The sequence below is a fragment of the Gordonia sp. LMA167 genome (assembly GCF_058130025.1).
On sequence record NZ_CM176708.1, the window covers coordinates 825882 to 852810 of the forward strand.

At 66.0% G+C, this 26929-nt stretch carries 21 protein-coding genes and 1 tRNA gene; 11 read left to right on the top strand and 11 right to left on the bottom strand.

All coding sequences use genetic code 11. The annotated features are described in order from the left end of the window. Positions 1-57 precede the first annotated feature (57 nt). From cysC to ACVT6V_RS03750, 4 genes are all read right to left on the bottom strand, one after another. On the bottom strand, positions 58-1974 hold the full coding sequence (cysC, locus tag ACVT6V_RS03735; RefSeq protein ID WP_489898471.1) for an adenylyl-sulfate kinase: 1917 nt from the start codon (positions 1972-1974) through the stop codon (positions 58-60). Beyond that, positions 1974-2951, bottom strand: a complete 978-nt coding sequence (gene cysD / locus ACVT6V_RS03740) for a sulfate adenylyltransferase subunit CysD (protein ID WP_489898472.1) — start codon at positions 2949-2951, stop codon at positions 1974-1976. Before cysD ends, cysC begins: the two co-directional genes overlap by 1 nt. Continuing rightward, positions 2948-3745: a trehalose 2-sulfotransferase gene (stf0, locus tag ACVT6V_RS03745; RefSeq protein WP_489898473.1), complete on the bottom strand. Its 798-nt coding sequence runs from the start codon at positions 3743-3745 to the stop codon at positions 2948-2950. Before stf0 ends, cysD begins: the two co-directional genes overlap by 4 nt. Before the next feature lie 101 nt (positions 3746-3846). Beyond that, positions 3847-5292 (bottom strand): sulfatase family protein, encoded by a 1446-nt coding sequence (locus ACVT6V_RS03750; RefSeq protein WP_489898474.1) that lies wholly within the window; start codon positions 5290-5292, stop codon positions 3847-3849. Positions 5293-5422: 130 nt separating this feature from the next. Between ACVT6V_RS03750 and ACVT6V_RS03755 the strand changes: the two genes are divergently transcribed. Both ACVT6V_RS03755 and ACVT6V_RS03760 read left to right on the top strand, forming a co-directional pair. After that, positions 5423-6382, top strand: a complete 960-nt coding sequence (locus ACVT6V_RS03755) for a phosphotriesterase family protein (RefSeq protein ID WP_489898475.1) — start codon at positions 5423-5425, stop codon at positions 6380-6382. Between the two features lie 14 nt (positions 6383-6396). Next, complete coding sequence (locus ACVT6V_RS03760) at positions 6397-7899, top strand: AMP-binding protein (protein WP_489898476.1); 1503 nt, start codon at positions 6397-6399, stop codon at positions 7897-7899. 615 nt (positions 7900-8514) lie between these two features. Here ACVT6V_RS03760 and ACVT6V_RS03765 read toward each other — a convergent pair. The 3 genes from ACVT6V_RS03765 to ACVT6V_RS03775 are packed head-to-tail and all read right to left on the bottom strand — an operon-like array spanning position 8515 to position 11307. Further along, positions 8515-9147: a TetR/AcrR family transcriptional regulator gene (locus tag ACVT6V_RS03765; protein WP_489898477.1), complete on the bottom strand. Its 633-nt coding sequence runs from the start codon at positions 9145-9147 to the stop codon at positions 8515-8517. 21 nt (positions 9148-9168) lie between these two features. After that, entirely contained in the window at positions 9169-10434 is a 1266-nt protein-coding gene (locus ACVT6V_RS03770) for an acyl-CoA dehydrogenase family protein (protein WP_489898478.1), read from the bottom strand. 48 nt (positions 10435-10482) lie between these two features. Further along, complete coding sequence (locus ACVT6V_RS03775; protein WP_489898479.1) at positions 10483-11307, bottom strand: SDR family oxidoreductase; 825 nt, start codon at positions 11305-11307, stop codon at positions 10483-10485. Positions 11308-12678: 1371 nt separating this feature from the next. On the opposite strand from ACVT6V_RS03775, the gene ACVT6V_RS03780 reads away from it, so the two are divergent. The 3 genes from ACVT6V_RS03780 to ACVT6V_RS03790 all read left to right on the top strand — a co-directional run bounded on the left by ACVT6V_RS03780 (position 12679) and on the right by ACVT6V_RS03790 (position 15461). Further along, entirely contained in the window at positions 12679-14130 is a 1452-nt protein-coding gene (locus ACVT6V_RS03780) for an RNA polymerase sigma factor (RefSeq protein ID WP_489898480.1), read from the top strand. A 136-nt stretch (positions 14131-14266) separates the two neighbouring features. Then, the gene (locus tag ACVT6V_RS03785; protein WP_489898481.1) at positions 14267-14860 is read left to right on the top strand and encodes a hypothetical protein; all 594 of its coding nucleotides are present in this window, start codon (positions 14267-14269) and stop codon (positions 14858-14860) included. Between the two features lie 25 nt (positions 14861-14885). Further along, on the top strand, positions 14886-15461 hold the full coding sequence (locus ACVT6V_RS03790; RefSeq protein WP_489898482.1) for a class F sortase: 576 nt from the start codon (positions 14886-14888) through the stop codon (positions 15459-15461). Positions 15462-15594: 133 nt separating this feature from the next. On the opposite strand, the gene ACVT6V_RS03795 is transcribed toward ACVT6V_RS03790, so the two are convergent. From ACVT6V_RS03795 to ACVT6V_RS03810, 4 genes are all read right to left on the bottom strand, one after another. Then, entirely contained in the window at positions 15595-16434 is an 840-nt protein-coding gene (locus tag ACVT6V_RS03795; RefSeq protein WP_489898483.1) for an SDR family NAD(P)-dependent oxidoreductase, read from the bottom strand. Between the two features lie 359 nt (positions 16435-16793). Then, positions 16794-17603, bottom strand: coding sequence for an alpha/beta fold hydrolase (locus ACVT6V_RS03800; RefSeq protein ID WP_489898484.1), 810 nt, complete (start codon positions 17601-17603; stop codon positions 16794-16796). Positions 17604-17817: 214 nt separating this feature from the next. After that, the gene (locus ACVT6V_RS03805) at positions 17818-18525 is read right to left on the bottom strand and encodes a hypothetical protein (protein WP_489898485.1); all 708 of its coding nucleotides are present in this window, start codon (positions 18523-18525) and stop codon (positions 17818-17820) included. 231 nt (positions 18526-18756) lie between these two features. After that, positions 18757-18842: transfer RNA gene (locus ACVT6V_RS03810), tRNA-Leu, on the bottom strand. A gap of 413 nt (positions 18843-19255) precedes the next feature. Between ACVT6V_RS03810 and ACVT6V_RS03815 the strand changes: the two genes are divergently transcribed. The 6 genes from ACVT6V_RS03815 to ACVT6V_RS03840 all read left to right on the top strand — a co-directional run bounded on the left by ACVT6V_RS03815 (position 19256) and on the right by ACVT6V_RS03840 (position 26883). Beyond that, complete coding sequence (locus ACVT6V_RS03815; RefSeq protein WP_489898486.1) at positions 19256-20452, top strand: FHA domain-containing protein; 1197 nt, start codon at positions 19256-19258, stop codon at positions 20450-20452. A 176-nt stretch (positions 20453-20628) separates the two neighbouring features. Further along, entirely contained in the window at positions 20629-21099 is a 471-nt protein-coding gene (locus ACVT6V_RS03820) for an FHA domain-containing protein FhaB/FipA (protein ID WP_489898487.1), read from the top strand. After that, on the top strand, positions 21096-22565 hold the full coding sequence (locus ACVT6V_RS03825; RefSeq protein WP_489898488.1) for a PP2C family protein-serine/threonine phosphatase: 1470 nt from the start codon (positions 21096-21098) through the stop codon (positions 22563-22565). The genes ACVT6V_RS03820 and ACVT6V_RS03825 overlap by 4 nt, the downstream gene beginning before the upstream one ends. Next, on the top strand, positions 22566-23993 hold the full coding sequence (locus ACVT6V_RS03830) for an FtsW/RodA/SpoVE family cell cycle protein (RefSeq protein WP_489898489.1): 1428 nt from the start codon (positions 22566-22568) through the stop codon (positions 23991-23993). Beyond that, a complete protein-coding gene (locus tag ACVT6V_RS03835; protein WP_489898490.1) occupies positions 23990-25495 on the top strand; it encodes a peptidoglycan D,D-transpeptidase FtsI family protein in 1506 nt (501 codons plus the stop codon). The genes ACVT6V_RS03830 and ACVT6V_RS03835 overlap by 4 nt, the downstream gene beginning before the upstream one ends. After that, positions 25495-26883, top strand: a complete 1389-nt coding sequence (locus tag ACVT6V_RS03840) for a serine/threonine-protein kinase (protein ID WP_489898491.1) — start codon at positions 25495-25497, stop codon at positions 26881-26883. The genes ACVT6V_RS03835 and ACVT6V_RS03840 overlap by 1 nt, the downstream gene beginning before the upstream one ends. The last annotated feature ends 46 nt before the right edge of the window (positions 26884-26929 follow it).

Sequence of the window (26929 nt, forward strand, 5' to 3'; positions counted from 1 at the left end):
GGTGATTGTGCTCCGAGGACAAAGGAGACCTCCCGATCGGTGCGGTCGACGACTCGCTCAATGATCGAGAATGCCCCGTTCGGTCAGGACCGCAACCACGCGCCCGGCGAGTTCCTCGATGTCCTCCCCGGTCGTGTCGAACCGCTGGTCCGGGCTCGTCGGCTTCTCGTACGGTGCGTCCACCCCGGTGAGCCCTATGAGCTGACCGCGCCGCGCGCGTTCATACAGCCCCTTGGGATCTCGGCGCTCACATTCGGCGACCGGGGTGCTGACGTGGATCTCGATGAACTCCAGATCGGCGGCCCGGTGGAGCTCGCGCGCGATCTCGCGATCGGATCGCAACGGGGACACCATCGAGGCGATGGACACCACGCCGGCGTCGGCGAACAGTCTGGCGAGGTGGCCGACACGACGAACGTTCTCGGCGCGGTCGCCGGGCGAGAATCCGAGGTCGTCGGAGATACCGTGTCGAATGTTGTCGCCGTCGATGAGGTAGGCAACCCGGCCGCGGCCCACGATCGCACGTTCGAGGGCGACGGCGACCGTCGACTTCCCTGACGCGGGCAGTCCGGTGAGCCAGACGGTCGCGCCGCGTTGGCCGGTCTTCTGCCATCGCTCGGGTCGGCCCAGCGAGCTCGGATGCCACTTGATGTCGTTACGAGTCGCTTTGCCCGGAATCACCTCCCGGGCTTCGGTGATCGTGCCCGCCCCGACGCTGTCGTTGGAGGACTCGTCGATGAGGATGAATGCACCGGTGTCACGGTTCTCGAAATAGCGATCGGCTACGACGACCGAGGAGGTGCGCAGCGTGATGACCCCGATGTCGTTGAGAGCCAATGAACTCGGACCGACTTGCTCGATGAGGGTCTCCGGGTCGAGACGTCGCTCCAAGGACTGGACCGTCGCGCGCACCGACGCCGCGCCGTGCTTCAGAGCGACCCGATCTCCGGCACGCAGAGGCGATTCCGACAACCAGCACACGGTCGCGTCGAGCTCACGGGCCGGCACCGGACGGTGAGCTGTGGTCGCGGCGCTGACGATGATGTCGCCACGACCGATGTCGATCTCGTCAGCCAGTTCGATCGAGATGGACAACGGCGCAACCGCGACTGCGCGTTCGTCGTCGAGGGTGTCCACGGCGGTGACAACACTGTTGTTGCCCGACGGTAGGACAGTCACCTCGTCGCCCACCTGCAGGCGCCCCGACGCGAGTCGTCCGTAGTAGCGTCGGCGATGAACGTCCGTGGGACGCGAAACCCATTGGACGGGAAAGCGAAGCTCATCGGTCGTCGGCGACGGAGCGACGAGCTCGATACCCTCCAGATGCTCCAGCAGGGTGGGACCGGTGTACCAGGGCGTGTTCACCGACCGGTGCACCACGTTGTCGCCATCCTTGGCGGCGACGGGAATGGCCAGAATGCGTTCGATGCCGACCTGTGTTGCGAGATCGGTCAGGTCGGCCTCGATCTCGGCGAATCGTTCCGCGGAGTAGTCGACCAGATCGATCTTGTTGACCGCCGCGATCACGTGCGGTACCCCGACCACACCGGCGATGCGGGCGTGTCGACGTGTCTGGACCTGTAACCCGTTGCGCGCGTCGACCAGCAGCACCGCGACGTGCGCGTTGGAGGTACCGGTGAAGGTGTTGCGGGTGTAGCGCTCATGCCCCGGGGTGTCGGCCAGGACGTAGTTGCGCCGTGCGGTCGAGAAGAATCGATAGGCGACGTCGATCGTTATGCCCTGTTCGCGTTCGGCGCGCAATCCGTCGGACAGGGCTGCGAGGTCGGCGACACCGTCCTCGTCCGTCACGGCGTCGATGTGGTCGGTGGGTAGGCTGCCCGTGTCGTGCAACAGACGGCCGATCAACGTGGATTTGCCGTCATCGACGCTGCCTGCCGTGGCCATGCGCAGGATCTGGCGCCGACGCGACTGGTCGGCAGCGTCCGGGCGGTCCCCGATTGTTCTGGTGCTCATCAGAAGTACCCCTCGCGCTTGCGGTCCTCCATGGCGGCCGACGACGTACGGTCATCGGCACGGGTCTCGCCGCGTTCCGACACCGTCGCGTCGGAGATCTCGGCGATGATCTCGGGGATGGTGGTGGCGCGGGAGCGGACGGCACCGGTGATGGTGAGGTCGCCGACCGTGCGGTAGCGCACCCACTCGCTGTGTGGGCTCTCGCCGTCCCGTGGTCGGCTGTAGGGCGAGACGGCGAGCAGGATGCCGTCGCGATCGAACACCTGCCGTTCACTGGCGTAGTAGATGGACGGCAGATCGAGGCTCTCCAGTTCGATGTAGCGCCAGATGTCGACCTCGGTCCAGTTCGACAATGGAAAGACGCGCACCGACTCCCCACGTCGGATGCGGCCGTTGTAGATCGACCATGGTTCGGGGCGTTGCGATCTCGGATCCCATTGGCCGAATTCGTCCCGGAAGCTGAACACACGTTCCTTGGCGCGTGCGCGATCCTCGTCGCGTCGTGCGCCGCCGAACGCGGCGTCGAAGCCGCCTGCCTCCAACGCATCCAGAAGCGTGCGTGTCTGCAGGCGATTGCGGGATCCCGACGGATCTGTCGTCTCGGCGACGCGACCGGCGTCGATCGATTCCTGCACCGACGCCACGATCAGCTTGATGCCGGCCGGGTTGTCCGGGGTCGGTTCCACGCGCCGGTCCCGGAAATCGATGACCTCGTCGAAGTTGTGGCCGGTGTCGACATGGAGAATCGGGAACGGCAGAGGATGCGGCCGAAATGCCTTCTCCGCCAGACGGAGCAGGACGATCGAATCCTTACCGCCAGAGAACAACAGCACCGGCCGTTCCAGTTCGGCGACCACCTCGCGGATGATATGGACCGCCTCGGATTCCAGAACACGCAGCGCAGCAACGTGTTCGATGTCGCCCTCCGTACGCGGGTCATCGAATTGCGGGGCGATCAGCTCCGGCTCTGCAGTCATAATGGGTATCCGTTCTGTGCGGCATCCTGGCGGTAACGATGCGCCCATTCCTGGGAACGCTCGTTGGACTGCGGTTTGAGTGGAGGTGGCGGTGCGAGGTCTGGGTCCTGTCCGATCGCCGCCAGAACACGTGCGGTGGTACGGGTGGGAGCCTGGGTCAGCTCGGTGAAACCTATCGGGATCGGTGTGATCCGCTCGGACTCGAACCACCGGCGCCAGTGTCGATCCTGTTCGAGGAGGAGCCCGGCGAGGTGCGCGATCGCCCCGGCGTGATAGACCGCGCCGTCCTCACCTGCCGAGTGCCGCCCGTCCTCGTCGCGCCAGATCCGCGTCTGCACCGCACGCCACATCGACACTGCTTGTGGCACAACATCTTCACGGTAGACGTACACGTAGACGGGATCGGTTCCGCCAAAGAGTGAGCGGATCGCGGTACGCAGCGAGCCTGATCCGACGCGGGACCGCGCGATGAGCAGCGGGGTCTGGTTCCACATGAGCTTGCCACCCCAGACGCCGTTGGGGGAGCGCCCCTGATCGAGGACATCAGCCTTCCATTGGTCCCAGTCCCGATCGTCGATGACGCCGCGGTCCAGCGGAGCGAGCCGATCCAGGATCGCCGGGTCGGTGACACCGGCGAACCATTCCCGCGGCTGCGGCGCCAGCGACGAGCTCGCGAAGTACTGGAAGAACTCCTGCGGCTTGCCCGCGACACCGGATGCGGCCAGCGACTCCACCAACAGCGTGCTGCCGCTGCGCTGGCTCGCGCACACGAGATAGTTCGGGATGTCGGACACGCGGATCAGTCTAGCGGCGCGGAAAACCCTTGCAACCTGGGCTTTTACGGTCAACCAGCACGTAACTCTTTACATCCTCGGGGCGATGTGCTGTGGGCCGATCAGCCGTCGCCCCGGCCGGCGGGCGACGTGATCTCGCCATGGAGCTCGCGCCCCGATCCGCGCGGTCTGCGCGAGGGCAGCTTCTCCTCGTCGGACGACGTCTCGGCGGCTTTCGCGTGGAACTCGGCCATGAACCGCTCGGCCACCGCAGTGCCTTCGTGCTCGTCAGGGATCACGTCGGAGGTCGACGTCCGCCAGTCATCGAGCAACCGCCGCAGCACGCGACGGACCTCCGTGTAGTCCGGATCGTCGGCGAGATTGTTTCGCTCATCCGGATCGAAACGGAGATCGTAGAGTTCGTGTCGCGGCCGAGGCCGCCCGATCGTCGCCGTGTCGAGTGACCTCGCCGACAGACTGTCGGCGATGTCAAGGGGCAGCAGCAATTCCGATCGGTCGGCGTAATTCTCGATGTAGCTGTACTCCTTGGTCCGCACCGCCCGGATGGGATCGAAGGCATCGTGGTAGGTCTTCTCGGTGAACACCGCTGTGCGAACCGGATTCTCGCCGCCGGCGAGCAGCTGCGTCGCGTGCGATGTCCCGTCGATGCCGTCCGGCGTGGGGATCGACAGCAGATCCAGGAGGGTCGGAGCGAGGTCGACGCCGGAGAACAGGTCGTCGTAGTGGTGCGGCGTCACGCCCCGCCGTGTCGGCGGCCGAATCATGAAGGCGATACCCGTACCCTCCGCGTAGAGAGTGGATTTCGCCCGTGGGAAGGCCAGCCCGTGATCGGTGAAGAAGACGATCCAGGTGGTCTCGTCGAGTCCGAGTTCGGCGACCGTGTGCAGGAGCCTGCCGACCGCCGCGTCGGCCTGGGTGATGCTGCCGGCAAGGCCCGCGAGGTCGTCGCGGACGTCGTCGGTGTCGGGTAGGAACGACGGCACCGTCACCGACGCGGGATCGGCGTGCTCATACTGCTCAGGCGGATAGGGGCGATGGGTCTCGAAGAATCCGGCCGTCAGCAGGAAGGGACGATCGTCGGAGGATTCGACGTGCTCGCGGAGCCATTCCTCTGATCGGAGCACGACGTAGTCGCACAGGGAGTCCGTGACGTCGACGGTTTCGAATCCGATCGTGGTGGGGTCCGCGCTCTCGTGCTGCATGCCGAACAGCACAGTCCGGTAGCCCGCCTCCGACAGCAGCGCGGGCAATGTGCGGACATCGCTGAGGTATTCGAACCCGTGATGCGCCAAGCCGACCAGGCCGTTGCGGTGTGGATAGCGGCCGGTGAACACCGACCCGCGGGCCGGGGAACACAACGGTGCCGTCGCATGAGCATCGGTCAGCAGGATGCCGTTCGCCGCGAGTGCGTCGAGATTCGGGCTGGCCACGCCGTCGATCCCGTAACACGAGAGGTGCCGGCCCAGGTCGTGCCAATGGATGAGGAGGACGTTCTCACGCCGGTCCGAGCCGGGCTCCGTTGTGCCGACAGGTTGGGGGGTCGCCATGCGTCCATGATGCACGCCCGGTTGATCCGGGTCCGTTCGTCGCCACTTGAAGTTGAAATCAGCCTCAAATACAGTCGGCCGAGGAAGTGATCCAGGCCACACTGGAGTCTCGTACGCGCAAAGGAGCCGCATGAGCACCGTCAACACCGTCACCGGACCCGTCGACTCGGCCGATCTGGGCAACGTCCTGGTTCACGAGCACGTCTTCGTGCTCGGGGAGGAATACCGGGAGAACTACCAATACGACTGGGACGAGGAGCAGAAGATCGCCGAGGCGGTCCGGGACCTGCGCGAACTCAAGGAGCTCGGGATGGACACCATCCTGGATCCGACCGTGCTGGGTCTGGGTCGCTACATACCGCGCATCCAGCGGATCGCCGAGCAGATCGACCTGAACATCGTGGTGGCCACCGGGGTCTACACCTACAACGACATCCCGTTCCAGTTCCACTACACCGGCCCGGGCCTGCTGTTCGACGTGCCGGAACCGTTGGTGACGTTCTTCGTCCGAGATCTCACCGAGGGCGTCGCCGACACCGGTGTGAAAGCCGCGTTCCTCAAATGTGCCATCGAGGAGCAGGGTCTGACGCCGGGTGTGGAGCGTGTGATGCGGGCGGTCGGGCAGACCAGCGTGCAGACCGGCGCGCCGATCACCGTGCACACCAATCCGCACACTCAGTCGGGACTCGTTGCGCAGCAGGTACTTTCGGAGGAAGGTGCCGACCTGACCAAGGTGGTGATCGGACATTCGGGGGACAGCACCGACCTCGACTACCTGATGAAGCTCGCCGACGCCGGGTCGATCCTCGGGATGGATCGGTTCGGGCTGGATGTGCTGCTGCCGTTCGAGGATCGGATCAACACCGTCGTCGCGTTGGTCGAGAAGGGATATGCCGATCGCATGGCGCTGGCGCACGATGCCGCCTGCTTCATCGACTGGTTCTCTCCCGAGGCGAAGAAGCAGGCGGTCCCGAAATGGAACTACCGCCATATCAGCGAGGACGTCCTGCCGGCACTGCGTGAGCGCGGTGTCAGCGACAAGGACATCGACACCATGCTCGTCGACGTCCCGCGCCGCTACTTCGAGTGACCCGGAGGAGTTCGATGGCCAACACCGTGGCGGGGATCTGGACCACCGCCGATGAACATCCGGACCGCACCGCGCTGCGCAGTGGCGGGCGGCAACTGAGTTATGGCGCACTGCGTGACCACATCGCGCATGCGGCCGGCGGATTCGCCGGTCGCGGCGTGAACCACGGCGACCGGGTGCTCTTCATCGCTCCGTCGATCGCCGAGTTCGTGATCACCTACTACGCCCTGCAGACGCTCGGCGCGACGGTGATCACGATGAACGTGATGTCGACGTCACCCGAGATCGACTATGTCGTCGACGATTCGGGAACATCCATGATCGTCGCGTGGCATGAGTGCGCCGACAACGCCCGACGGAGCGCGCAGTCCGCGGGCCTGCCGTTCGTCGAGGTCGCGCCGTACCCGGACGTCATCGACGGCCACGCGCCGGTGTCCGACTACGTGGACCGTGCCGACGATGACACCTCGGTGATCCTGTACACCTCGGGAACCACCGGGCGTCCCAAGGGCGCCGAACTCACCGTGGCCAACATCAACGCCTGCCCGGTGGCGTTCCGGCAGCTGATGGAGGTGACCGAGGAGGATCGGTGGGCCACTGCGCTGCCGCTGTTCCACGTGTTCGGGCAGGCGATAGTCATGAACTCGGCGCTCTCGCAGGGATGCAGTCTGTCCCTGTCGAGTCCGTTCTCGCCCACAGCGTTTCTCGATTTGCTGCGCGACGAGAAGATCACCATCGCGTGCGGTGTGCCGACGATGTGGAACGCGATGTTGCAGGTGGCCGACGGTTACGCGCCGAGCGATTTCGCCTCGTTGCGCCTGGCCGGGTCCGGCGGCGCAGCACTGCCGGCCGAGGTGATCCGGGCGTTCGAGGCCACGTTCGGCGCCAAGATCCTGGAGGGATACGGGTTGACCGAGACCGCCGGTGCGGCAACCTTTCACGATCTCCACGGTGTTCCGGTGGCCGGCACGGTCGGCCCGGCACTCCCGGGCACCCGGGTGGAGATCCGCGATCCCGGGGGAGCGGCCGTCGACCCCGACGTGGTGGGCGAGATCTTCATCCAGGGCCCGACCGTGATGAAGGGCTACTGGAACCGTCCGGACGCAACCGCCGCCGAGCTGGTCGACGGCTGGTTCAAGACCGGCGACCTCGGATCGATGGACGCGGCAGGCAACGTCCGCATCGTCGATCGGGCCAAGGATCTGATCATCCGAGGCGGCTACAACGTGTACCCGCGCGAGGTCGAGGAGGTGCTGTACGAGCATCCCGACATCGTGGAGGTCGCGGTGGTTGGGGTTCCCGATGACCATTACGGCGAGGAGATCGCCGCGGTCGTCGCCGCCCGGCCGGGCGTGTCGATCGAGCCGGATGCCTTGCGGGACTGGACCAAAGAGCGACTGAGTGCCTACAAGGTGCCCCGGATCGTGCAGTTCGTCGACCAGCTGCCGAAGGGCGCCACCGGCAAGATCCTCAAGCGGGCGATCGACCGCGACGCCTTGCGCGGCGTGGCTCATTGAAAGCGCGAGCAACTAACGTCGCGACTCCACCCGCTCCCTGAGGAACGTGAGAAACAGGCATCGCGGTCCTACTCGCTCTCTGAGGAAGGTGAGAAACAGGCATCGCGGTCCTACTCGCGCCCTGAGGAAGGTGAGAAACAGGCATCGCGGTCCTACTCGATCCCTGAGGAGCCTCCGAGCTTGCGAGGATGCGTCACGAAGGGCCCTTCGTGACGCTCGCAAGCTCGCTCCTCAGGGACCGGTGGGGTTGCGCTCGCAAGCTCACTCCTCCTCATGGACCGACACGGGAACGCGCCCTCGCTCCTCACGGACCGAGGCCGCATACGCATCCAACAGCGGCGCAACAACAGCAACCCACCTCGATCCCTGAGGAGCCTCCGAGCTTGCGAGGATGCGTCACGAAGGGCCCTTCGTGACGCTCGCAAGCTCGCTCCTCAGGGGCCGGAGGGGTGCGCTCGCAAGCTCGCTCCTCAGGGAACGGGGGAACGCGCAGCTCGCTCCTCAGGGACCGGGGGAACGCGCAGCTCGCTCCTCAGGGGCCGGAGGGGTGCGCTCGCAAGCTCGCTGCGGGGACCGGGGGGGTGCGCTCGCAAGCTCGTCAGGGACCTCAGAGGTCTAGGGTCGACGCAGCCCCAACGCGTTTGCCCACAGTCGGGTTGCGGTGAACACCAGGGTGTCGAGGTCATCGTCGGCGCCCAAACCGAAGCTGTGATAGGCCATTCGGGACACCATGCCGGACAGGGCGCGGGAGGCCTGCATCGGGTCGAGCTCCGGGTCGGCGAGGCCGGCGGCCTGGAGCTCGCCGATGCGTTTGGCGTTTCGTTCGACGAACACCTGACCACGTCGCCGACGCTTCTCCCGGAACTCCGGGCTGATGCCTGCCACCTGGTCGCGCACCATCATCAGCTTCGCGTTGCGCCGGTATGCGATGAAATACGCGCGATTGGCAGCTTCGATTGAGGCAATCGGATCCTCGGATGCCGGTTCGTCGTGCGGCATGCCCGGGTGCAGCACTTCTTCCTGAGCTTCGGCGAGGACCGCGTCGAGGATGTCCTCTTTGCTCTCGAAGTAGGTGTAGAACGATCCGGTCGCGCAGCGGGCCTCAGCGGTGATGTCGGTCAGGCGTGCCGCGTTGAAACCGTCCCGCTCGAAAACGGTACGGGCGGCGACGATCAGCGCTGCCCGCGTCCGCTCTCCGCGTGCGGTGAGCGGACGCGGCTTACCCGAGTCGTCGGCATCTTCCGGCATCACACCGCACCTCGTCGCCGCTCAGCGCGAGACAAGCGCCTGGTCGGAGACACCGGCCACGGTCTCCGGGGTGGCGGCGCCGTCACGGTAGGGCCGCAGCTCCCGGCGTGCGATGGCGCGCTTGTGCACTTCGTCGGGACCGTCGGCCAGCCGCAGCGTGCGGATGTGGGCGTAGGCCATGGCGAGCGGGAAATCGTCGGTGACGCCGCCGCCGCCGTGGACCTGGATCGCCCGGTCGATGATCTTCAGTGCGATGTTGGGTGCGGCCACCTTGATGGCGGCGATCTCGGTCGCGGCCGCCTTGTTGCCGACGGTGTCCATCATGTGAGCAGCCTTGAGGGTCAGCAGCCGAACCATCTCGATGTCGATGCGCGCCTCGGCGATCCAATCCTGGACGTTGGCGCGTTCGGCGATCGGTTTGCCGAAGGTGACACGCTGGGTGGCGCGAGCACACATCAGTTCCAGTGCGCGCTCGGCGATACCGATCGTCCGCATGCAGTGGTGGATGCGACCCGGCCCGAGACGCGCCTGGCTGATCGCGAATCCTTCACCCTCGCCCTTGAGGACGTCGGTGGCGGGCACGCGGACGTTCTCGAACACCAGCTCGCCGTGGCCTTCTCGGTCGACGTAGCCGAACACCGGCAGGTTGCGCACGATGGTGAGTCCGGGTGCGTCGGTGGGCACGACCATCATCGACTGCTGCCGGTGCGTCGGCGCACCCGGATCGGTTTTGCCCATCACGATGAGGACCTTGCAGTCGGGACGCATCACGTTGGACGCAAACCACTTTCGCCCGTTCAGCACATACTCGTCGCCGTCACGGACCATCGACAGCTCGACGTTGGTGGCATCGGAGCTGGCGACATCCGGCTCGGTCATGGCGAAGGCCGAGGCGATCTCGCCGTCGAGCAGCGGCTGCAGGTACTTCTGCTTGTGCTCGTCGGTGCCGAAGAGTGTGAAGACCTCGATGTTGCCGGTGTCAGGGGCGTTGCAGTTGAACAACTCGGAGGCGAATCCGACCCGACCCATGATCTCGGCGAGAGGAGCGTATTCGAGGTTGGTCAGGCCGGGGCCCCACTCGGGGTGCGGATGGAAGAGATTCCAGAGTCCGGCTTCCTTGGCCTTGGCTTTCAGTTCCAGCAAGATCGGCGGCGTCGCGTGGGGATTGTCGGACTCGAGCATCTGCTGGGCGTACACGGACTCGTTGGGATAGATGTGCGCGTCCATGAATTCGAGCAGCTGCGCTTGATACTTCGCGGCGCGGTCGGACGGAGTGAAGAGATCCATCGGTGTCTCCCTGTGGTTGGGTGCTGGCTGAGGTGTCTCGGTCTGGGTTCAGGAGGTGGCGGTGTCGATCAGGCCCTGCTGGTATCTGCGCATCCCCCGCAGCCACCGGTCGTAGTCGGCACCCTTCTGCCGATACATCTCCAGGACCTCCGGATGAGGCAGGATCAGGAATCGTTCGTCGCCGATCGCCTCGATCACGGTGTCGGCGGCCTCGGCGGGTGTCAATACCCGGCCCGCGGTCTCCACGGCCCGCTGCATGAGGAGGGCCTCGTCATCGTCGGGCGCCTCATCGGGCCGCAGTAGTTTGGTGTCGACGCCCATCGGGCACAGGCAGCTCACCCGCACGCCCCGGTCCCCATAGGTGACATTGAGCCACTCGGCGAAACCGACGGCGGCATGCTTGGTGACGGAATAGGTTGCCGACCCGAGCTGGGTCAGCAGGCCGGCCGCTGATGCGGTTGACACGAAATATCCGTGGCCTCGGTCGATCCATTCGGGCACCAGTCGCCGGGCGGCGCGAATGTGGCCCATCACATTGACGTCGACGACCTGAGACCACTCGTCATCGGTGGCGAAGAGTCCCGGAGCGCCGCCGATCCCCGCGTTGGCGAAGTAGAGGTCGACGGGGCCGAAGCGGGATTCCGCCAATTCTATGGCCGCATCGATGTGCTCGGTCGAGGCCGCGTCTCCGGCGATGGAGGCGACCGAACCGGGTGCCGATTCGTTGATTTCCTTCTCTGTCGACGCCACTGTCTCCGGGTTCAGATCGGTCAGCACCACTTGGGCGCCCCGGGCTACGAGGCCGGCGCCGATCGCGGCACCGATCCCGCCTCCGCCGCCGGTCACGATGGCCACTTTGCCGTCGAGTTCCATCTCGCATCCTCTGCCGTGTCGGGCTGCTGTCGACTCAACGTCGACGTCAGGGTGTGTCGATCAAGCTACTTGAAGGTGCCTTCAGGTTCAAGTATGCCGCCCCGAGTTTCTCGGCCGCCGGCGAAACGTCCCACGCGGTCACAGTGGGAACTGCGGTTTTCACAACACTGGTTGCAGTTATTTCGTGGCTTTCTCCGGGACTTACGCTCTGCGATCAGGCCATTTGGAGGTACGGCGAAATCGAATGACGAACAATGCGATTTCCGAACGCATTCGTGTGACGGCTTAGTAGAGTCGGCGAGACGGAGAATTCGCATCGGAGAACGCTTCGGCCCGATGTAACGAAATTCTCCTCGCCAACGAGAATCTGATCAAGCGATCGTCCAGAACCCGGCGATCACCATCGCACCAGATGAACCATGGATCAGCGAAAGCAATTATCTCCCTGTATTACTCGTGGCCGATTTCGGCCGTTGACAACGGAGAGGAGGTGACCAGCAATGGATCTGTTCGGCATTCTCGCCAGCTTCGTCCAGACCGCACTCGGATTCCTCACCAGCCTTTGGTGAACCTGACGGCAATTGGGACAGACCGCTCGGCTCTCACCGAGATCTCTGGACAGTTGCGCGAGAGTTGTCCATCCCTTCTCAACTCTCGTTGCAATTTGCTCATCATTCTTCGGAATCGAGCACGACCCATCGACCGCGCGATATTTTCCCGGACCCCGGAGCGTCGTGCGGGTCCGTGGGTCGGTAACCGACGAGAGAGGTGAGGCCGGGCGTCTGGCGTTGCGACGCCTTCCCGGACGTGACGTGTAACACAACCTTTGGAACGGACGAATCAACCGAGGGACGGTCCTTGTGACCGCCTCGTGAGGGTCGTCCGTTTAGAGCAACTTTGGCCGCGCCCAGTGTGATCTGGATTACACTTGGACGGGTGCCACTGCTCGTCGAAGGGAGGTGTCACCCATGTTCATCCTGGTCGCAAATCTCGTGCACGGAATTCTCAGTGCTGTTTGGGGATTCCTCTGGTAGGCCTCACCGCCAGGCCATCCACGCCCTCGGGCGTCCGGAGATGGCGGTCTCCGTGCTGACTCCAATGACGCAGTGACAGTCTGGATTTCGCTTATTCTTCTCGCGCGGACACCTTGCGGTTCGTTACGTTAACGAAAGATACCGCTGCTCAACAACATCCGTGCTGTCGGCGTGCGCCGGCCTTCCGGACGCGGAAGTGTTGCATTCACGTGGGTTCGGGACTCCTGGTGCCGACGGCCCCGGTCGGATTTCGACGAAGGTCGTGATCCGAACGGGCGGTCGCACCGCGATGCCACTACGAATGCGAGGCCCCGAAGTCGGGGCTCAGGAGACCGAGATGTCCGCACCACTCGAGACCGGCGGACCGCCGCCGGATGCTGTGATCGTGGCGGCGCTGCGCGCCGGCGACATGACCGCGCTCGGCGCCGCCTACGACCGCTACGGTTCCGCGCTGCACACCTTCGCCTACTCGATGGTCCGCAGTCGGGACCGGGCCGCCGACGTCACTCACGACAGCTTCATGATCGCGGCGGCACGGATCGACCAGCTCCGCGACCCGACGCGGCTGCGGCCGTGGCTGTACGCCATCGTGCGGTCCGAATGTCTGCGAGACCTGCGCGGCACGAAGCGAGAGACCGCGTTCGAGGAATGGCATGACCGCGCGACCGACGACGCACCCGACGATGACCTGCACCGACGCGAGGTGCAGGAATTGGTGCGTTCGGCCCTCGACGGACTCTCCCCGAAAGATCGCGAGGTCATCGAGCTGAGTCTGCGGCATGACCTCGACAACGGCGAGATCGCCGCGGTCCTCGGAGTCAAGGCTTCGCATGTCACCGCATTGACCTCACGCAGCCGCAAGGCGTTGGAGCGCAGTCTGGGCACGCTGCTCGTCGCACGGGCCGGCGGTGAAGGGTGCGACGAACTGACCGCCCTCCTCGCACCCTGGGACGGCGTGTTCACACCGCTGTGGCGCAAACGGATCGCCAAACACGTCGACGGCTGCCCGACCTGCACCGGCGAACGGCGCAAGCGGTTCACCCCGGCAGCGATCCTGGTGGCGCTCCCGATGATGGCAGTGCCCGTCGCGCTGCGTGATCGGGTGATCAGCGACGCCCACCCCGTGCTGACCGCGTACACACAGAACGCCGGCGAGGCGCACGCCGCCGAGTTCGTGCCGGAACCGGTGACCATGAGTGGCCAGACCGCGGGCGCGACGGCGGGGCCGCCGACGTCGACGATGATCGACGGCCAGCCCGCGTGGGATTACCCACCGGCCGAGCGTGCCGGTCCCCGGTGGTGGATGTGGGTGACCGCGGCAGTGATGGCGATGCTGGTCGCGGGTGGGTTGTTGGCCGCGCTCGTCGTACGGGGCAGCGACGATCCGGACCCGACTCCTGTCGTCGACGATTCGCAGACTGTTGAACCCGCACCGCAGACGACCGCCGGGATCCGGTCGGTGGCACCGCCACCGTTGGAGCGCGAGGTACCGACGACCAGTGTCTTCGAGCGGTCGCCGGTGACGCCTGCGGTGCCGCCGGAGCTGTCGGCGCCGGTCGAACCCTCACCGCCAGTGCCCTCGGCCTCGGCACAGCCCTCGGGCGCCGTGCGCCCCCCGGCAGCTCCGGTGTCCCCCGCGCCCGACGATTCGGTTCCGCCCGCACCCGTTCCGGGTGTCCCGGATCCGGCTGCGCCCGTTGTTCCGCCGGCGCCCGATCCCGGTATGAGCAACTGTCCGCCCGCGGCGTGCGGGCCGTCGACGGATCCCGCAGGTCCGCAGATCGACTGACGCTCCGCGGGCGCAGTGACCTGCGCTTTCGTAGATCCCGAAGTTCTTTTCGTGGAAAGTGTTGCACCTGTGGGTGCGGCGGACTCCTACCCCTGAAGGCCGAAACGGTCGGCCTCGCAGCCTTCAGGAGTCAGCCATGAACACCACCTTCCACACCACCACCCGCCGCCTGATCCTGGGGTCGGCCGTCGCCGCCGCACTGATCGGACCGGGCGCGGGGATCGCCTTCGCAGAGTCGCCGGCTCAGCAGTTCGAGCCGGGCCTCGGCGTCGTTCAAGAAGAGGTCGACCCGATCGGCCCCGTCGCTCCGAGCGACGCCGACGATCAGGTTGATCCCCAGGACGATGACGCCGACACACCCCCCGGCAACGACACCACGACCGATGACAACAGTGACGACAGCACCGGCGACGAGAACCCCACGGACGACGACAACGGCGGTGCGGGTGGCGGCGACGAATGCGTCGAGAACAGTGAGGACCCGAACTGCGAGCCGATAGCCACCCCGTGCGACGAGAACGCCGGGGATCCGGAGTGCCCGAAGCCTCCCGTGACTCTCACCGTCGTGCCGGAAACGCCGGCGCCGACCCCGCACGTCACATCCGACCGCCCCACCTTCGACACCGGTGACGAGCGCTCTGTGGGCGGCGCCGGAGTTGCCGGCGGCCTCATCGGACTGATCATCGGCAGCGGCGCAGCCGTGGCGGTCTTCCGCCGGCCCATTCGCTGATCGTCGGACGCCACAGGGAGAAGTCATGCAGACACGTCGATTCGCCGCACTGTTCGTCATTCTGATCACGATCGCCGCCGGCCTGCTGATGCTCACCGCATGCGGCCCAAGCGAAGGGACGGTGAAACCAGCCCAGATCCTTTCCGGCAGCACCGAGACGTCGGCGGCAAGGACCGCGCCGATCGGCGATCCGATCCACCTCACGGTGCCGTCGGTGCAGGTCGACGCCGCGGTCAAACCGATCGTCGCGACCGACGAGATCGATCCACCCACCGAGGGCGACGCGTGGTGGTGGTCCGAGCGCGGCAAGCCCGGCTCGGCGGACACCGTCTACATCGCCGGGCATGCGATTCACACCGGCGACGGGGTGTTCACCCCGCTCCAGCGGGTGCAGCCGGGCGCAGAGATCCGGCTCGCGACCACCACCGGCACCCGGACCTATCGGGTGGACGCCACCGCGACGTACGACAAGTGGCATCTCGACCGCTACGACGAGGTGTGGAAGCCGGTGCCCGGGAGGCTGATCCTGGTCACGTGTTTCCTCGATCACGGTCGGGCGACCGAGGAGAACTACCTCGTCTACGCGTCGCTGGTGCGGTGATCCGCGGCAGGACACCTGCTCGACAGAACGGCGAGGGCCGGGACATCGCCGCGATGGCCCGGTCCGTCGCCGTGTCGGGGGTGTTCACTGACCGGATGGACACCCACCCTCGCTCCTCACGGAGAGGGATCTCCTACGTCAGCGACGCGATGGCCCGGTCCGCGGCAGTCGGGGCGAGGTAGTCCATCGCGGGCAGCAGAGCTCGCAGGACCGCCGGTGCGACAGCACTCGGCCGGTGGGTGATGGCTCGCAGGATCCAGCGAGCCGCCTCGTCCGCACTCAGCGCGTGCACGTCGTCGTATTCGACTGTGGGCGCGATCATCTCGGTGCGAACGAGCGGGAAGTGGACGTTCGTCGCGCAGACCTCGGGATGGGGCCGCTCGGCGTTCAGGCTGCGCCCGAAGATCGCGAGGGCACTCTTGGACCCGGCGTAGGCGGAGAACCTCGGGAATGTGTTGGCCAACAGTGCCCACGTGCAGACGTTGACGATCTGGCCACGGCCCCGCTCGACCATCCCGGGCAGCAGCCCGAGGCTGAGCTGTACGGAGGCAAAGTAGTTGAGCTGCATCGTGCGCTGGTAGTCGTGCAGACGCTCGGTCGAGTCGATGATCGATCGTCGGATGGAATGCCCGGCGTTGTTGACCAGGACGTCGACCGAGTGGTCGGCGAGGTCGGTCACCAGGTCGGCGATCGCGTCCTGGTTCATCAGGTCACAGACGCGGTATTCGCAGCCGGTTTCGTTTGACAGTGAACGCAGTTCGCTCTCCCGGCGCGCCACGGCGATCACCTGTGCACCGCGTCGACTCAGTTGTGTCGCCGCCGTCCGGCCGATCCCGGCGGACGCCCCCGTGACCACCACCGTCAGCCCGGCGACGTCGCGGCCGCGTCCGGACACCGCATCCTCGACCGCGCGTGGCAAGAGCGTGCGACGCTGGACCAGGTCCATGGCGGTGGCGGCGAGCGAGTTCGACATCGAAGTCCTTTGCGGTGTGCGGTTCTCGGGCCGATGAACATCCGGTGAAGGTCGTCACTCCGGGTCGCGCCGACGGGGCCGCGGCCTTAGGGTCGATCTTGTCGCCGTGTTCATGCGGTGGCGTCACAAACAAATCACGAGATGTCGGGGGACACAATGGGATCGATTGAAACCATCATCGGGTTGTACCAGATCTATCAGATCCTGCACGCGCTCGGGCTGGTCTGAGGCCACCAGTCTCACACACCCGTTCACGCCGGTGGTCGGCCGTCGGGTTTCGCTGTGTGCTGCTGTGCGCAGCCTCTCGCGGACCTGTGCGCCGGCACCGGCGGGCCATCCGTTGCCACAACCAGAGGCCATCACCTCGCGCCGACGAGGAACTCCACCACGATGTCGGCGAACGTCTCGGGGTCGGTCTGATCGGCGATGTGTTGCTGGCCTTCCAGGGTCACCACTCGGCAGGCGGGCAGGGCGGCGGCGACCATGTTGACGGCGTGCTGCAGGAACTTCGGGCTGTCGCCACCGCGTATCAACAATGTCGGCACCTGGACCGCGGCGGCCTCCCCTGGCCGCAGTACCAGACTGACGCTCTCCTCACGGGGTAGTGTCGGCGCCGTGGCGACCCGCGCCGGCCAGCTGGGTTGCGCTCGTAGCGCGGCGATCTCGACGTCAGGCATGTGAAGCACTTCGTGCAACATCAGATCCACGGCGTCCTCGTAGCGTCCGTCGTCAACGGCGTGCTGCATTCTCGCCACCAGCTTCGCCGGCTGAGGTTCCTCGATGATCGCCGGCTCATAGAGCACCAGGCGCCGCATCTTCGTGGTGCGCGACGCCGCTCGCAGGGCCAGATAGCCGCCCAACGAATGACCCAGCACATCGATCGGCCCGCCCGATCCGGCGGCAAGGGCCTCCACCACCGCGACAACGTCGTCGACCTCACGATCCGGAGACCACACCGGACCGTCCGTGCTGCCGCCGCGGCCCCGCCGATCCATCGCGTAGACGCTGCGGTGCGGGGTGAGGTACTTCGTGATCCGCCACCGTCGGTGATCCGACATGGATCCGTGCACCAACAGCAAGGGCGGCCCCGAGCCGGTTCGCCAGACGGCGATCCTCGTGCCGTCTGGCGTTTCGATGTGGCGTGGAACGGGACCGGATTCCTTGCTCATCGCGACCTCCATGGACGTTGGTCAATCGTCCCACCAGGGTGGACGGGTGTCGAGATCAACGTCATCGCCTCCCCCCGGGTGTCACGTGCCCTCATGCCTCGTCGAGGCGTCTGTCGAGCAGGTCGGACAAATAGTGAAAACCTGCCAATACGTACCTGTCGAATAAAAAAGCAGACCCCGAAATCGGGGCCTGCTTTTTCTATTTCCTCGAGATTCAGAACGGGAGGAGGTTGTCGAGTGATCCGAACCCGCTGTTCGACGCCGACTTCATGAAGTTGGTGGTACACCCGTTGAACGTCACATTGTCGACGTGCACGAGGTCACCGCTGCCGCCCGGCTGACTGGAGACGCCGTAGTCGTCGACGACGGTGTTCCCGCCGGCCGCTGCCGCGAGCTCCTGCAGAGTCCCCTTCTTGCCGCGCGGGAGATTGCTGCCCAGATCACGCGTCGCCCACCACTGATCCGAGTTGGTGGCGTCGTTCTTGGCGGCATTCTCGTGGTTCGCACTCCATACGAACGTCACGAATCCGTCGCTGCTACCGGTGTTGGCGCCGGTGGCCCGGATCTGCCAGTTGGCGTTGCCGCCCTTGCTTTCAAAGGTGAGCGGGGTGCCGACGACCTGGGCCAACTTGACCTTGTTCGCCGAGTGATACGACGCCTTCCGCGGCGTCTGCGCATCGGTCTTGAGCTCCAGCGAGCCGTCCTTGTCGACGACCGTCGTCGCAGAGTATGTGCCGGCCTGGCCCTGTTCGTCGGAGAAGGTGTTCCCCCACCCGTTGGTCTGGTTCTCCGCCGACACGCTCGCGCACGACCCCTGCCCCAGACTGCCGGTGTCCGGCGCGGCCGCGGCAATGGCCGGGGAGATCATGGCTGCGGCCCCCACCGCTGCGGCCACGGTTGCGGTTCCGACGAGACGACGCATACTCGATTCCACCTTTCCAAATACTATTTCCTTTTCATTTCCGTCGCCAGCGTAACAATTGCTTAATCACCGCGACTCCACCATTTGGACGATCTTTTCGGCGAGATCGACCGAATTTCTGGAAATCACGCACGTCAGGCTCGAATAATGGGAATCCTGCCTGCGCAACGAAAAAAGGCCAGATCGCTGAGTGCAACCTGACCCTTGACATCGGTCTGAGCTGAAAGCTCGTGGTGGGCGAAGGGGGACTTGAACCCCCACGTCCCGAAGGACACTGGCACCTGAAGCCAGCGCGTCTGCCATTCCGCCACTCGCCCGTGGCTGTCTGCGTGAGACTGGAAGACGATAGCAAGGGTGGACGCCCGGAAGCAAAACGCCGTTCACGCGGGTCCGGTCGGGTCACGCGGGTCCGGTCGGGTCACGCGGGTCGTCGACAACTCGCGCTGCCCGAGACGTCCCGCGCCACGGAGGAGACCCGCGTCGTCGACATCACGACATGTTCACCGAACAGATCCACTGATTCGTGATCGGAAATACATGTGAAAGCGCTGGTCAGGGGCAACATCGCGAGTACAGTGAGACTCGCAACGTCGGTGAGGCTGATGTTGCTTACGTTGCTGCATTGACGCGAACCCCGGCTTAATGGTCAAAATCGGTATCATCTATCAAGGCCATACGCACGGCGACACGCCACGCCCGTGTGCACCAAGCCGCGAAGGGAGGGTCGCCGGTGGGCATTCTGCAACGAATTGAACGAAAGCTCGAGGGAGCTGTCGATGATGGGTTCGCGCGTGTCTTCGGTGGCCAGGTCGCCCCGCAGGAGATCGAGAACGGGCTGCAGCGCGAGGCACAGGAGGGTCTGCGAGACCTCGGTGACGGAGCGATCCTCGCTCCGAACAGCTATTCGTTGCTGTTCAGCTCCACCGACTACAAGCACCTTGCGGCCGAATACGAGTTGAACCGGAAGACGTTCTCCAAGCACCTCGAGAACTTCATCTCCGACAACGGGTGGCAAACATATGGGCGCGTCGTCGTAGAGTTCGACGAGGCGCCGTCGCTACATACCGGGATTTTCCGCGCCCGCGGAACGGTTGATCCGGACATCACGCCGCGGCCCACCTCGCCCGGCCAGCACCGACCAGATGCAGAGCAGCACCCAGAAAGTGCACACCGACAAGGACAAGTAGGAGCCCCGAAGATGACCAACAACCCCGGATACGACCAGCGCAGGGGCACCGACCCGGCGTACGACCAGGGTGGCCAGCAGGGTGGCTACGACTATCAGCAAGGCTACGAGCAGGCCTACGGCCAGCAGGGCGGCCGCCCAGGCTACGACCCGAGCTACGCGGCACAGGGCTACGGCCAGCAGGGTGGCTACGACTACCAGCAGGGCGGCTACGACCAGGCCTACGGCCAGCAGGGCTACGACCCGGCGTACGCGCAGCAGGGCTACGCACAGCCCGGATACGACCAGGCCTACCAGCAGGGCGGCTACGACCAGGGCTACGCCGACCAGGGCTACGGCCAGGGCGGGTACGACTACCAGCAGGGCGGCTACGACCAGGGTTACGCCGGCCAGCCGACCTACGGCTACCAGCAGGGCTACGACCAGGGCTACGGACGTCCGGCTGGCTATGCCCCCGCCGCCATCACCCTGCTGCTCGAGGACGGCAGCAACCGCACCTTCCAGCTGCGTGAGGGCTCCAACATCATCGGCCGCGGCCAGGACGCGCAGTTCCGTCTGCCGGACACCGGCGTGTCGCGTCGGCACGTGGAGATCCGCTGGGACGGGTCCGTCGCGATGCTGACCGACCTGAACTCGACCAACGGCACCACGGTCAACGACCTGCAGGTCAGCAGCTGGGAACTGGCCGACGGCGACCGTATCCGTGTCGGCCACTCCGACATCACCGTTCGGTTCCAGTAGTCACCGGTCATTCACCCGGTCTCCACCTGGAGGCCGGGCGTTGATACTGAACTGTCACATCTCAATGCCGGCGAAACCGTGCTCTGCCCATAAGATGCAGTCGGGTCCGTTTCTACGACCGGCGCCCGGGGTGGAACGAGCGGGCCAGAGGTGATGGCGCTGGAGGTGAACACTTAATGCAGGGCTTGGTGCTGCAGCTGACCCGTTTCGGGTTCCTGCTGCTGCTCTGGCTGTTCGTGTATGCGGTCATTCGCACCCTGCGCGCCGACATCGCCACCGCCGGCGGCAGTCGTCTGGCGCGCTACACACGCAGCGACAAGCGCGAACGCTCGGGCGCACGCACGTCCGCCCGAGGGTCGGCCCGCTACCTGGTGGTCACCCAAGGCGCGCTCGCGAACACGCGCATAACGCTGGGCGCCCAGCCGGTGCTGCTGGGCCGGGCCGACGACTCGACGCTGGTCCTCACCGACGACTACGCCTCCGAACGGCACGCACGGCTCTCGCGCCGCGGCGACGACTGGTACGTCGAGGACCTCGGGTCCACCAACGGCACCTATCTCGATCGGTCCAAGGTGACGACGGCGGTGAAGGTCCCGATCAGCACGCCGATCCGTATCGGCAAGACCGTGATCGAGCTGCGCCCGTGACCCTGGTACTGCGCTATATCGCGCGAAGCGACCGAGGTCTCGTGCGGTCGAACAACGAGGATTCCGTGTATGCCGGTGCCCGGCTGCTCGCGCTCGCCGACGGAATGGGCGGACACGCGGCCGGTGAGGTCGCCAGCCAACTGGTGATCCAGGCGCTGCGGACCCTCGACGACGACGAACCCGGCGGCGACTTGTTGGCCCAACTGGACCGCGCCACCCATAACGGCAACTCGGCGATCGCCGACCAGGTCCATCACTCGCCCGAGCTCGACGGCATGGGCACCACACTGACCGCCATCCTCTTCGCCGGCAACCGGATCGGGTTGTGTCACATCGGCGATTCCCGCGGCTACCTGTACCGCGACGGTCAGCTGACACAGATCACCCGCGACGACACCTTCGTGCAGACCCTCGTCGACGAGGGACGCATCACCGCCGAACAGGCGCATACCCATCCGCAGCGTTCGCTGATCATGCGGGCGCTGACCGGTCAGGAGGTCGAGCCGACCCTCACCATCCGGGAGGCCCGCGCCGGCGACCGCTACATGCTGTGCAGCGACGGCCTGTCCGACGTGGTCAGCGAAGAGACCCTGGCCGACACCCTCGGCTCGATCCCGGACCACAAGGAGTGCGCGGATCGGCTCATCGAACTCGCGCTCCGTGGCGGCGGCCCCGACAACGTGACCGTCATCGTCGCCGATGTGGTCGACGACGAGTACGGCGATTCGCGACCCATCGTCGGCGGCGCCGCCGGTCACGACGACGAGGGATACACCCCCGACCCCGCGACCGCTGCCGGTCGTGCAGCGGCCCTGCGCCCACCGCCCTCGCAGCCGCAGCGGCCCGCCATCATCAACGACGACCACGACGAGCCACCGCGCCGACCATGGCGACGCTGGGTGTTCGCCGGAGTCACCGTCGCCATCATCGCCATCCTCATCGCCGGGTTCTTCGTGACCCGGGCGATGGTGCGCAACAGCTACTTCGTCGGTGAGGTCGACGGCGACGTGGTGGTCTACCAGGGCTCCCCCGACAAGGTGCTGTTCATCGACCTCAGCTCGGCCAATGAGAGCGTGTGCGTCACCGGGCTCGACCAGGAACGTCCGCAGGTCGCGTTCGTCGAGTACAACACCTCCGACACCTGCACCCCGCTGCAGACCTCTGATCTGGCCGAACTCGACCGCAACGCCGTCGTCAACAACTCGATCCGGAACATGCCCCTCGCCGACGCCCAGGACCGGGTCGAGCAGCTCAATTTCCTTCCGCTGTGCCCGAATCCGGTGCCGCCACCGGCGCCGGCCCCCACACCCGCGCCGGCCCCTGCACCGGCGCCCACCCCGACATCCGCGCGTCCCGCGCCGGCCAGTGCGCCGCCGGCGAGCTCGGCGACCAGCTCGACCACGACGTCACCTCAGGCACCGCCGCAGTACGACAGCGACGGCAACAAGATCTGTCGGGGCCACTAGATGACTCAATCGTCCGCACCCGTCCACGCCCCGCCGCGCCAGCCACCCGAGCAGACCGGGCGCACCGCCGAAATGGTGCTGCTCGCGTTCGCGATCGGCCTGGTGACGGTTGCGCTGATCATCGTGCAGGCCGCACAGGAGCAGAACCTGACCTGGGCCCTGCTGAAGTACGTGCTGGCCTACATCGCGCTGTTCGGCGCCGCCCATTTCGTGGTCCGTCGCTACGCCCCACACGCCGATCCCCTGCTGTTGCCGATCGTCGCGGTCCTCAACGGGCTCGGGCTGGTGCTGATCCATCGCCTCGACCTCGGCACGGGCCCCACCGGCGAGTCCATCAACGACAGCGACGTCACCCACAACGCCGATCAGCAGTTGCTGTGGGCGGTGCTGGGCATCATCGTGTTCTCCGCGATCCTGATCCTGGTCCGCGATCACCGCACCCTGTCGCGGTACGCGTACACGATGGGCCTCGGCGGCCTTCTGCTGCTGATCATCCCGGCGATCCTGCCGTCGTCGATGTCGGAGATCAACGGATCGAAGAACTGGATCATCACGCCATTCTTCTCGATCCAGCCCAGCGAGTTCGCCAAGATCCTCATCATCATCTTCACCGCGGCATTCCTGGTGTCCAAGCGTGATCTGTTCACCACCGCGGGCAAGCACTTCCTGGGGATGGATTTCCCCCGCGCCCGCGACCTGGGTCCGCTGCTGGCGGCGTGGTTCGTCTCGATCGCAGTGCTCGCCTACTCCTCCGACCTGGGCAGCTCGCTGTTGATCTTCTCGACGATGCTCACGATGGTCTACGTCGCCACCGGTCGGTCGAGCTGGCTGGTGCTCGGCATAACCCTGTTCATCATCGGCGCGTTCGTCGCCTACCAGCTGTTCGCCCACCTGCAGGTGCGGGTCGAGATCTGGCGGGATCCGTTCAGCGACTTCGACGGCGCCGGGTATCAGATCGGGCAGAGCCTGTTCGGCCTGGCGACGGGTGGTCTGTTCGGCACCGGTCTGGGATCGGGTCGACCCAACATCGTCCCGTTCGCCAACACCGACTTCATCATCGCGACGATCGGTGAGGAGTTGGGGCTCGTCGGTCTCGGGGCGATCCTGATGCTGTATCTGATCTTCGTGATGCGCGGCCTGCGCACCGGCGTCGCCGTGCGCGACAGTTTCGGCAAGCTGCTGGCGACCGGACTGTCGTTCACCATCGCGGTCCAGGTGTTCGTGGTGGTCGGCGGCGTCACCAAACTGATCCCGCTGACCGGCCTGACCACACCGTTCCTGTCCTACGGCGGATCCTCGCTGCTCGCGAACTACATCCTGGTGGCGCTGCTGATCCGGATCTCGAACGCCGCACGCGAACCCGACCCGACCCGGCGGCAACCACCGAAGAGCATCGACTCGCTGCCCACCCAGGCGGTGCGCCGATGAACAAGCAGATCCAGCGGGTGTCGGTCGCGGTGATCGTGATGGTCATCGCGCTGCTCGCCAATGCCACCTACGTGCAGGTGTTCAAGGCCAACGCGTTGCGGTCCGATCCGCGCAACAACCGGGTGCTGCTCGACGAGTACGCGCGCCAACGGGGTTCGATCACCGCCGACCGCGGTTCGGTGATCGCGGTGTCGGTGCCCACCGACAGTCGGCTGAAGTTCCTGCGCACCTATCCCCCGAACGGTGCTCAGGCATTCGCACCGGTCACCGGGTACTACTCGTTCCAGTACGGCAGCGCCGGACTCGAGCTGTACGAGAACTCGATCCTGAACGGCAACGACGACCGCCTGTTCGGTCAGCGGTTCATGGACATGTTCTCCGGCCGCGATCCGCGCGGCGGCAACGTGGTCAGCACCATCGTGCCGCGCGTGCAGCGCGCCGCCTATGACGGTCTGCGCAACGGATGCCAGGGCGGGTGCCGAGGCGCGGTGGTCGCGTTGCAGCCGAACACCGGCAAGATCCTCGCGATGGCGTCGACGCCGAGCTACGACCCGAACAAGTTGGCCAGTCACGATCAGGATGTGCGCGAACGCAGTTGGGCCGCCTGGAATCAGCCGGGCGACATCAACATGCCGATGCTCAACCGTGCGATCAACCAGCTCTACCCACCCGGATCGACGTTCAAGGTGATCACCACCGCGTCGGCGCTGCGGGACGGGCTGACCCCCGACGTCCGGCTGACCGCCGCGCCATCGATCGTCCTGCCCGACACCACTACGTCGCTCAGCAACTACGGCGGCGAGACATGCCCGGGATCGTCCGGCGGCACCGTGTCGCTCCTGCAGGCGTTCAAGTACTCCTGCAACACGGCATTCGTCGATCTGACGACCTCGAAGATGAAGGACCCGATCACCGTGTTCAGTGAGACCGCGCAGCGCTTCGGCCTCGACGAGAAGCAACCCGACACCCCGCTGCCGGTGACGCAATCGACGATCGGTGAGATCCCCGATCTCGCCGCGCTCGGCCAGGCCTCCATCGGGCAGCGGGACGTGCGGGTGACGCCGATGCAGATGGCGATGGTCGCCGCCACCGTCGCCAACGGCGGCGTCCGGATGCAGCCCTACCTGGTGGACAAGTTGCAGGCCGCGGACCTGCGTACCCTGCAGACGACCCAACCGACCACCATCAACGAACCGATCAGCTCGGATCAGGCCGCCACCCTGACATCGCTGATGATGGAGTCCGAGCGAAGCACGCAGGGTGCGGGCGGGGCGTTGTCGATCGCGTCGAAGACCGGTACCGCCGAGCACTCGGCGACCTCCGACGTCGAATCAGAGACCCCGTACTCCTGGTACATCGCGTTCGGACCGTCGTCGAACGCGCAGATCGCGGTCGCCGTGGTGGTGGAGAACGGCGACCCGGGACCGGCCTCGACGGGCGGCGCGGTCTCGGCGCCGATCGGACGGGCCGTGATCAACGCGCTGGTGGGAGGTGCAAGCTGATGACATTGCAGAGCGGCACCACGATCGCCGATCGCTACCGACTGATGCGTCTCATCGCCACCGGTGGCATGGGCCAGGTGTGGGAAGGCCTCGACACCCGTCTCAATCGACGGGTGGCGGTCAAAGTTCTCAAGGCCGAATACACCCACGACCCCGAGTTCACCGCCCGGTTCCGCGCCGAGGCGCAGACGACCGCCAAGCTCAACGACCCCGGCATCGCCAACGTCTTCGACTACGGCGAGACGCCGGACCGCGGTGGCGGTGAGCCATTGGCCTATCTGGTGATGGAGCTCGTCGACGGCGAGCCCCTGAACTCGGTCATCTCACGCATGGGTCGGCTGTCCTTGACCAACACGCTCGACATGCTCGAACAGACCGGGCGGGCCCTGCAGGCCGCGCACACCAAGGGGTTGGTGCACCGCGACGTGAAGCCGGGCAACATCCTGATCACGCCGACCGGCCAGGTGAAGATCACCGACTTCGGCATCGCCAAGGCCGTCGACTCGGCGCCGGTCACCCAGACCGGCATGGTGATGGGCACCGCCCAGTACATCTCGCCCGAGCAGGCCACCGGGGACGAGGCGACCGCCGCGTCCGACGTCTATTCGCTCGGCGTGGTCGGCTACGAATCACTGACCGGTCGTCGGCCGTTCCTCGGCGACGGTGCGATCACGGTCGCGATGAAGCACATCCGGGAGACACCTCCGCCGTTGCCGACCAGCGTGCCGGCCAACGTGCGCGAGCTCATCGACATCACGCTCGCGAAGGACCCGAAACAGCGCTACACCAACGGCGGCGAGTTCGCCGACGCCGTCGCCGCGGTACGAGCGGGCCACCGCCCGCCACGCCCCGGGCTGATCGCGGGTGCCGCAGCTGCGGGTGCGGCCGGTGCGGCGGCCGCGGCGATGCGCCCGACGGCGACGCGCGCCATGACCGGGCCGGCTCCCGGGACGCAGCCGTCGACCGCGCGCACGACGAGCAGGCCCCCGAGTCGCCCGGTGCCGCCGGCCGACGACAACAGCTGGACCACCGGTCAGAAGGTACTCGCCGGCGTGGCCGGCGCATTGCTGCTCGCCGCGCTCATCCTGATCGGCTACTGGCTGCTGAACCTGAACTCGTCTTCGCCGGGGGTGCCCGCGACGTCGTCGACGACAACGATCACCGAGACGACCACCGCCGAGCCCGAGGTCACCACCGAGGAGCAGGCCCCGGAGCCGACGAAGACGAAGAAGAAGGACACCACGACCACCACCACCACGACCGAAGAGCCGACCACGACCACGGAGGAACCCACCACCGAGACGCCCGACACCACCGATCCGGGTGCCCCGACCGCCGACAATCCCGTCTTCCCGACGTTCACCATTCCCGGGCTGACGGGCGGATGAGTTGGCCGATAATGGATGGGGTGTCGGTACGGATGGCGGCCAGGGC

What these genes read in the sequence shown, in the direction of transcription:
- ACVT6V_RS03800 (WP_489898484.1), bottom strand. Translation starts at nt 17,603, where the DNA reads ATGAGCAAGGAATCCGGTCCCGTTCCACGCCACATCGAAACGCCAGAC.
- ACVT6V_RS03840 (WP_489898491.1), top strand. Translation starts at nt 25,495, where the DNA reads ATGACATTGCAGAGCGGCACCACGATCGCCGATCGCTACCGACTGATG.
- ACVT6V_RS03760 (WP_489898476.1), top strand. Translation starts at nt 6,397, where the DNA reads ATGGCCAACACCGTGGCGGGGATCTGGACCACCGCCGATGAACATCCG.
- ACVT6V_RS03765 (WP_489898477.1), bottom strand. Translation starts at nt 9,147, where the DNA reads ATGCCGGAAGATGCCGACGACTCGGGTAAGCCGCGTCCGCTCACCGCA.
- ACVT6V_RS03835 (WP_489898490.1), top strand. Translation starts at nt 23,990, where the DNA reads ATGAACAAGCAGATCCAGCGGGTGTCGGTCGCGGTGATCGTGATGGTC.
- ACVT6V_RS03790 (WP_489898482.1), top strand. Translation starts at nt 14,886, where the DNA reads ATGCAGACACGTCGATTCGCCGCACTGTTCGTCATTCTGATCACGATC.
- ACVT6V_RS03795 (WP_489898483.1), bottom strand. Translation starts at nt 16,434, where the DNA reads ATGTCGAACTCGCTCGCCGCCACCGCCATGGACCTGGTCCAGCGTCGC.
- cysD (WP_489898472.1), bottom strand. Translation starts at nt 2,951, where the DNA reads ATGACTGCAGAGCCGGAGCTGATCGCCCCGCAATTCGATGACCCGCGT.
- ACVT6V_RS03770 (WP_489898478.1), bottom strand. Translation starts at nt 10,434, where the DNA reads ATGGATCTCTTCACTCCGTCCGACCGCGCCGCGAAGTATCAAGCGCAG.
- ACVT6V_RS03775 (WP_489898479.1), bottom strand. Translation starts at nt 11,307, where the DNA reads ATGGAACTCGACGGCAAAGTGGCCATCGTGACCGGCGGCGGAGGCGGG.
- ACVT6V_RS03780 (WP_489898480.1), top strand. Translation starts at nt 12,679, where the DNA reads ATGTCCGCACCACTCGAGACCGGCGGACCGCCGCCGGATGCTGTGATC.
- ACVT6V_RS03755 (WP_489898475.1), top strand. Translation starts at nt 5,423, where the DNA reads ATGAGCACCGTCAACACCGTCACCGGACCCGTCGACTCGGCCGATCTG.
- ACVT6V_RS03805 (WP_489898485.1), bottom strand. Translation starts at nt 18,525, where the DNA reads ATGCGTCGTCTCGTCGGAACCGCAACCGTGGCCGCAGCGGTGGGGGCC.
- ACVT6V_RS03820 (WP_489898487.1), top strand. Translation starts at nt 20,629, where the DNA reads ATGCAGGGCTTGGTGCTGCAGCTGACCCGTTTCGGGTTCCTGCTGCTG.
- ACVT6V_RS03785 (WP_489898481.1), top strand. Translation starts at nt 14,267, where the DNA reads ATGAACACCACCTTCCACACCACCACCCGCCGCCTGATCCTGGGGTCG.
- ACVT6V_RS03750 (WP_489898474.1), bottom strand. Translation starts at nt 5,292, where the DNA reads ATGGCGACCCCCCAACCTGTCGGCACAACGGAGCCCGGCTCGGACCGG.
- cysC (WP_489898471.1), bottom strand. Translation starts at nt 1,974, where the DNA reads ATGAGCACCAGAACAATCGGGGACCGCCCGGACGCTGCCGACCAGTCG.
- ACVT6V_RS03830 (WP_489898489.1), top strand. Translation starts at nt 22,566, where the DNA reads ATGACTCAATCGTCCGCACCCGTCCACGCCCCGCCGCGCCAGCCACCC.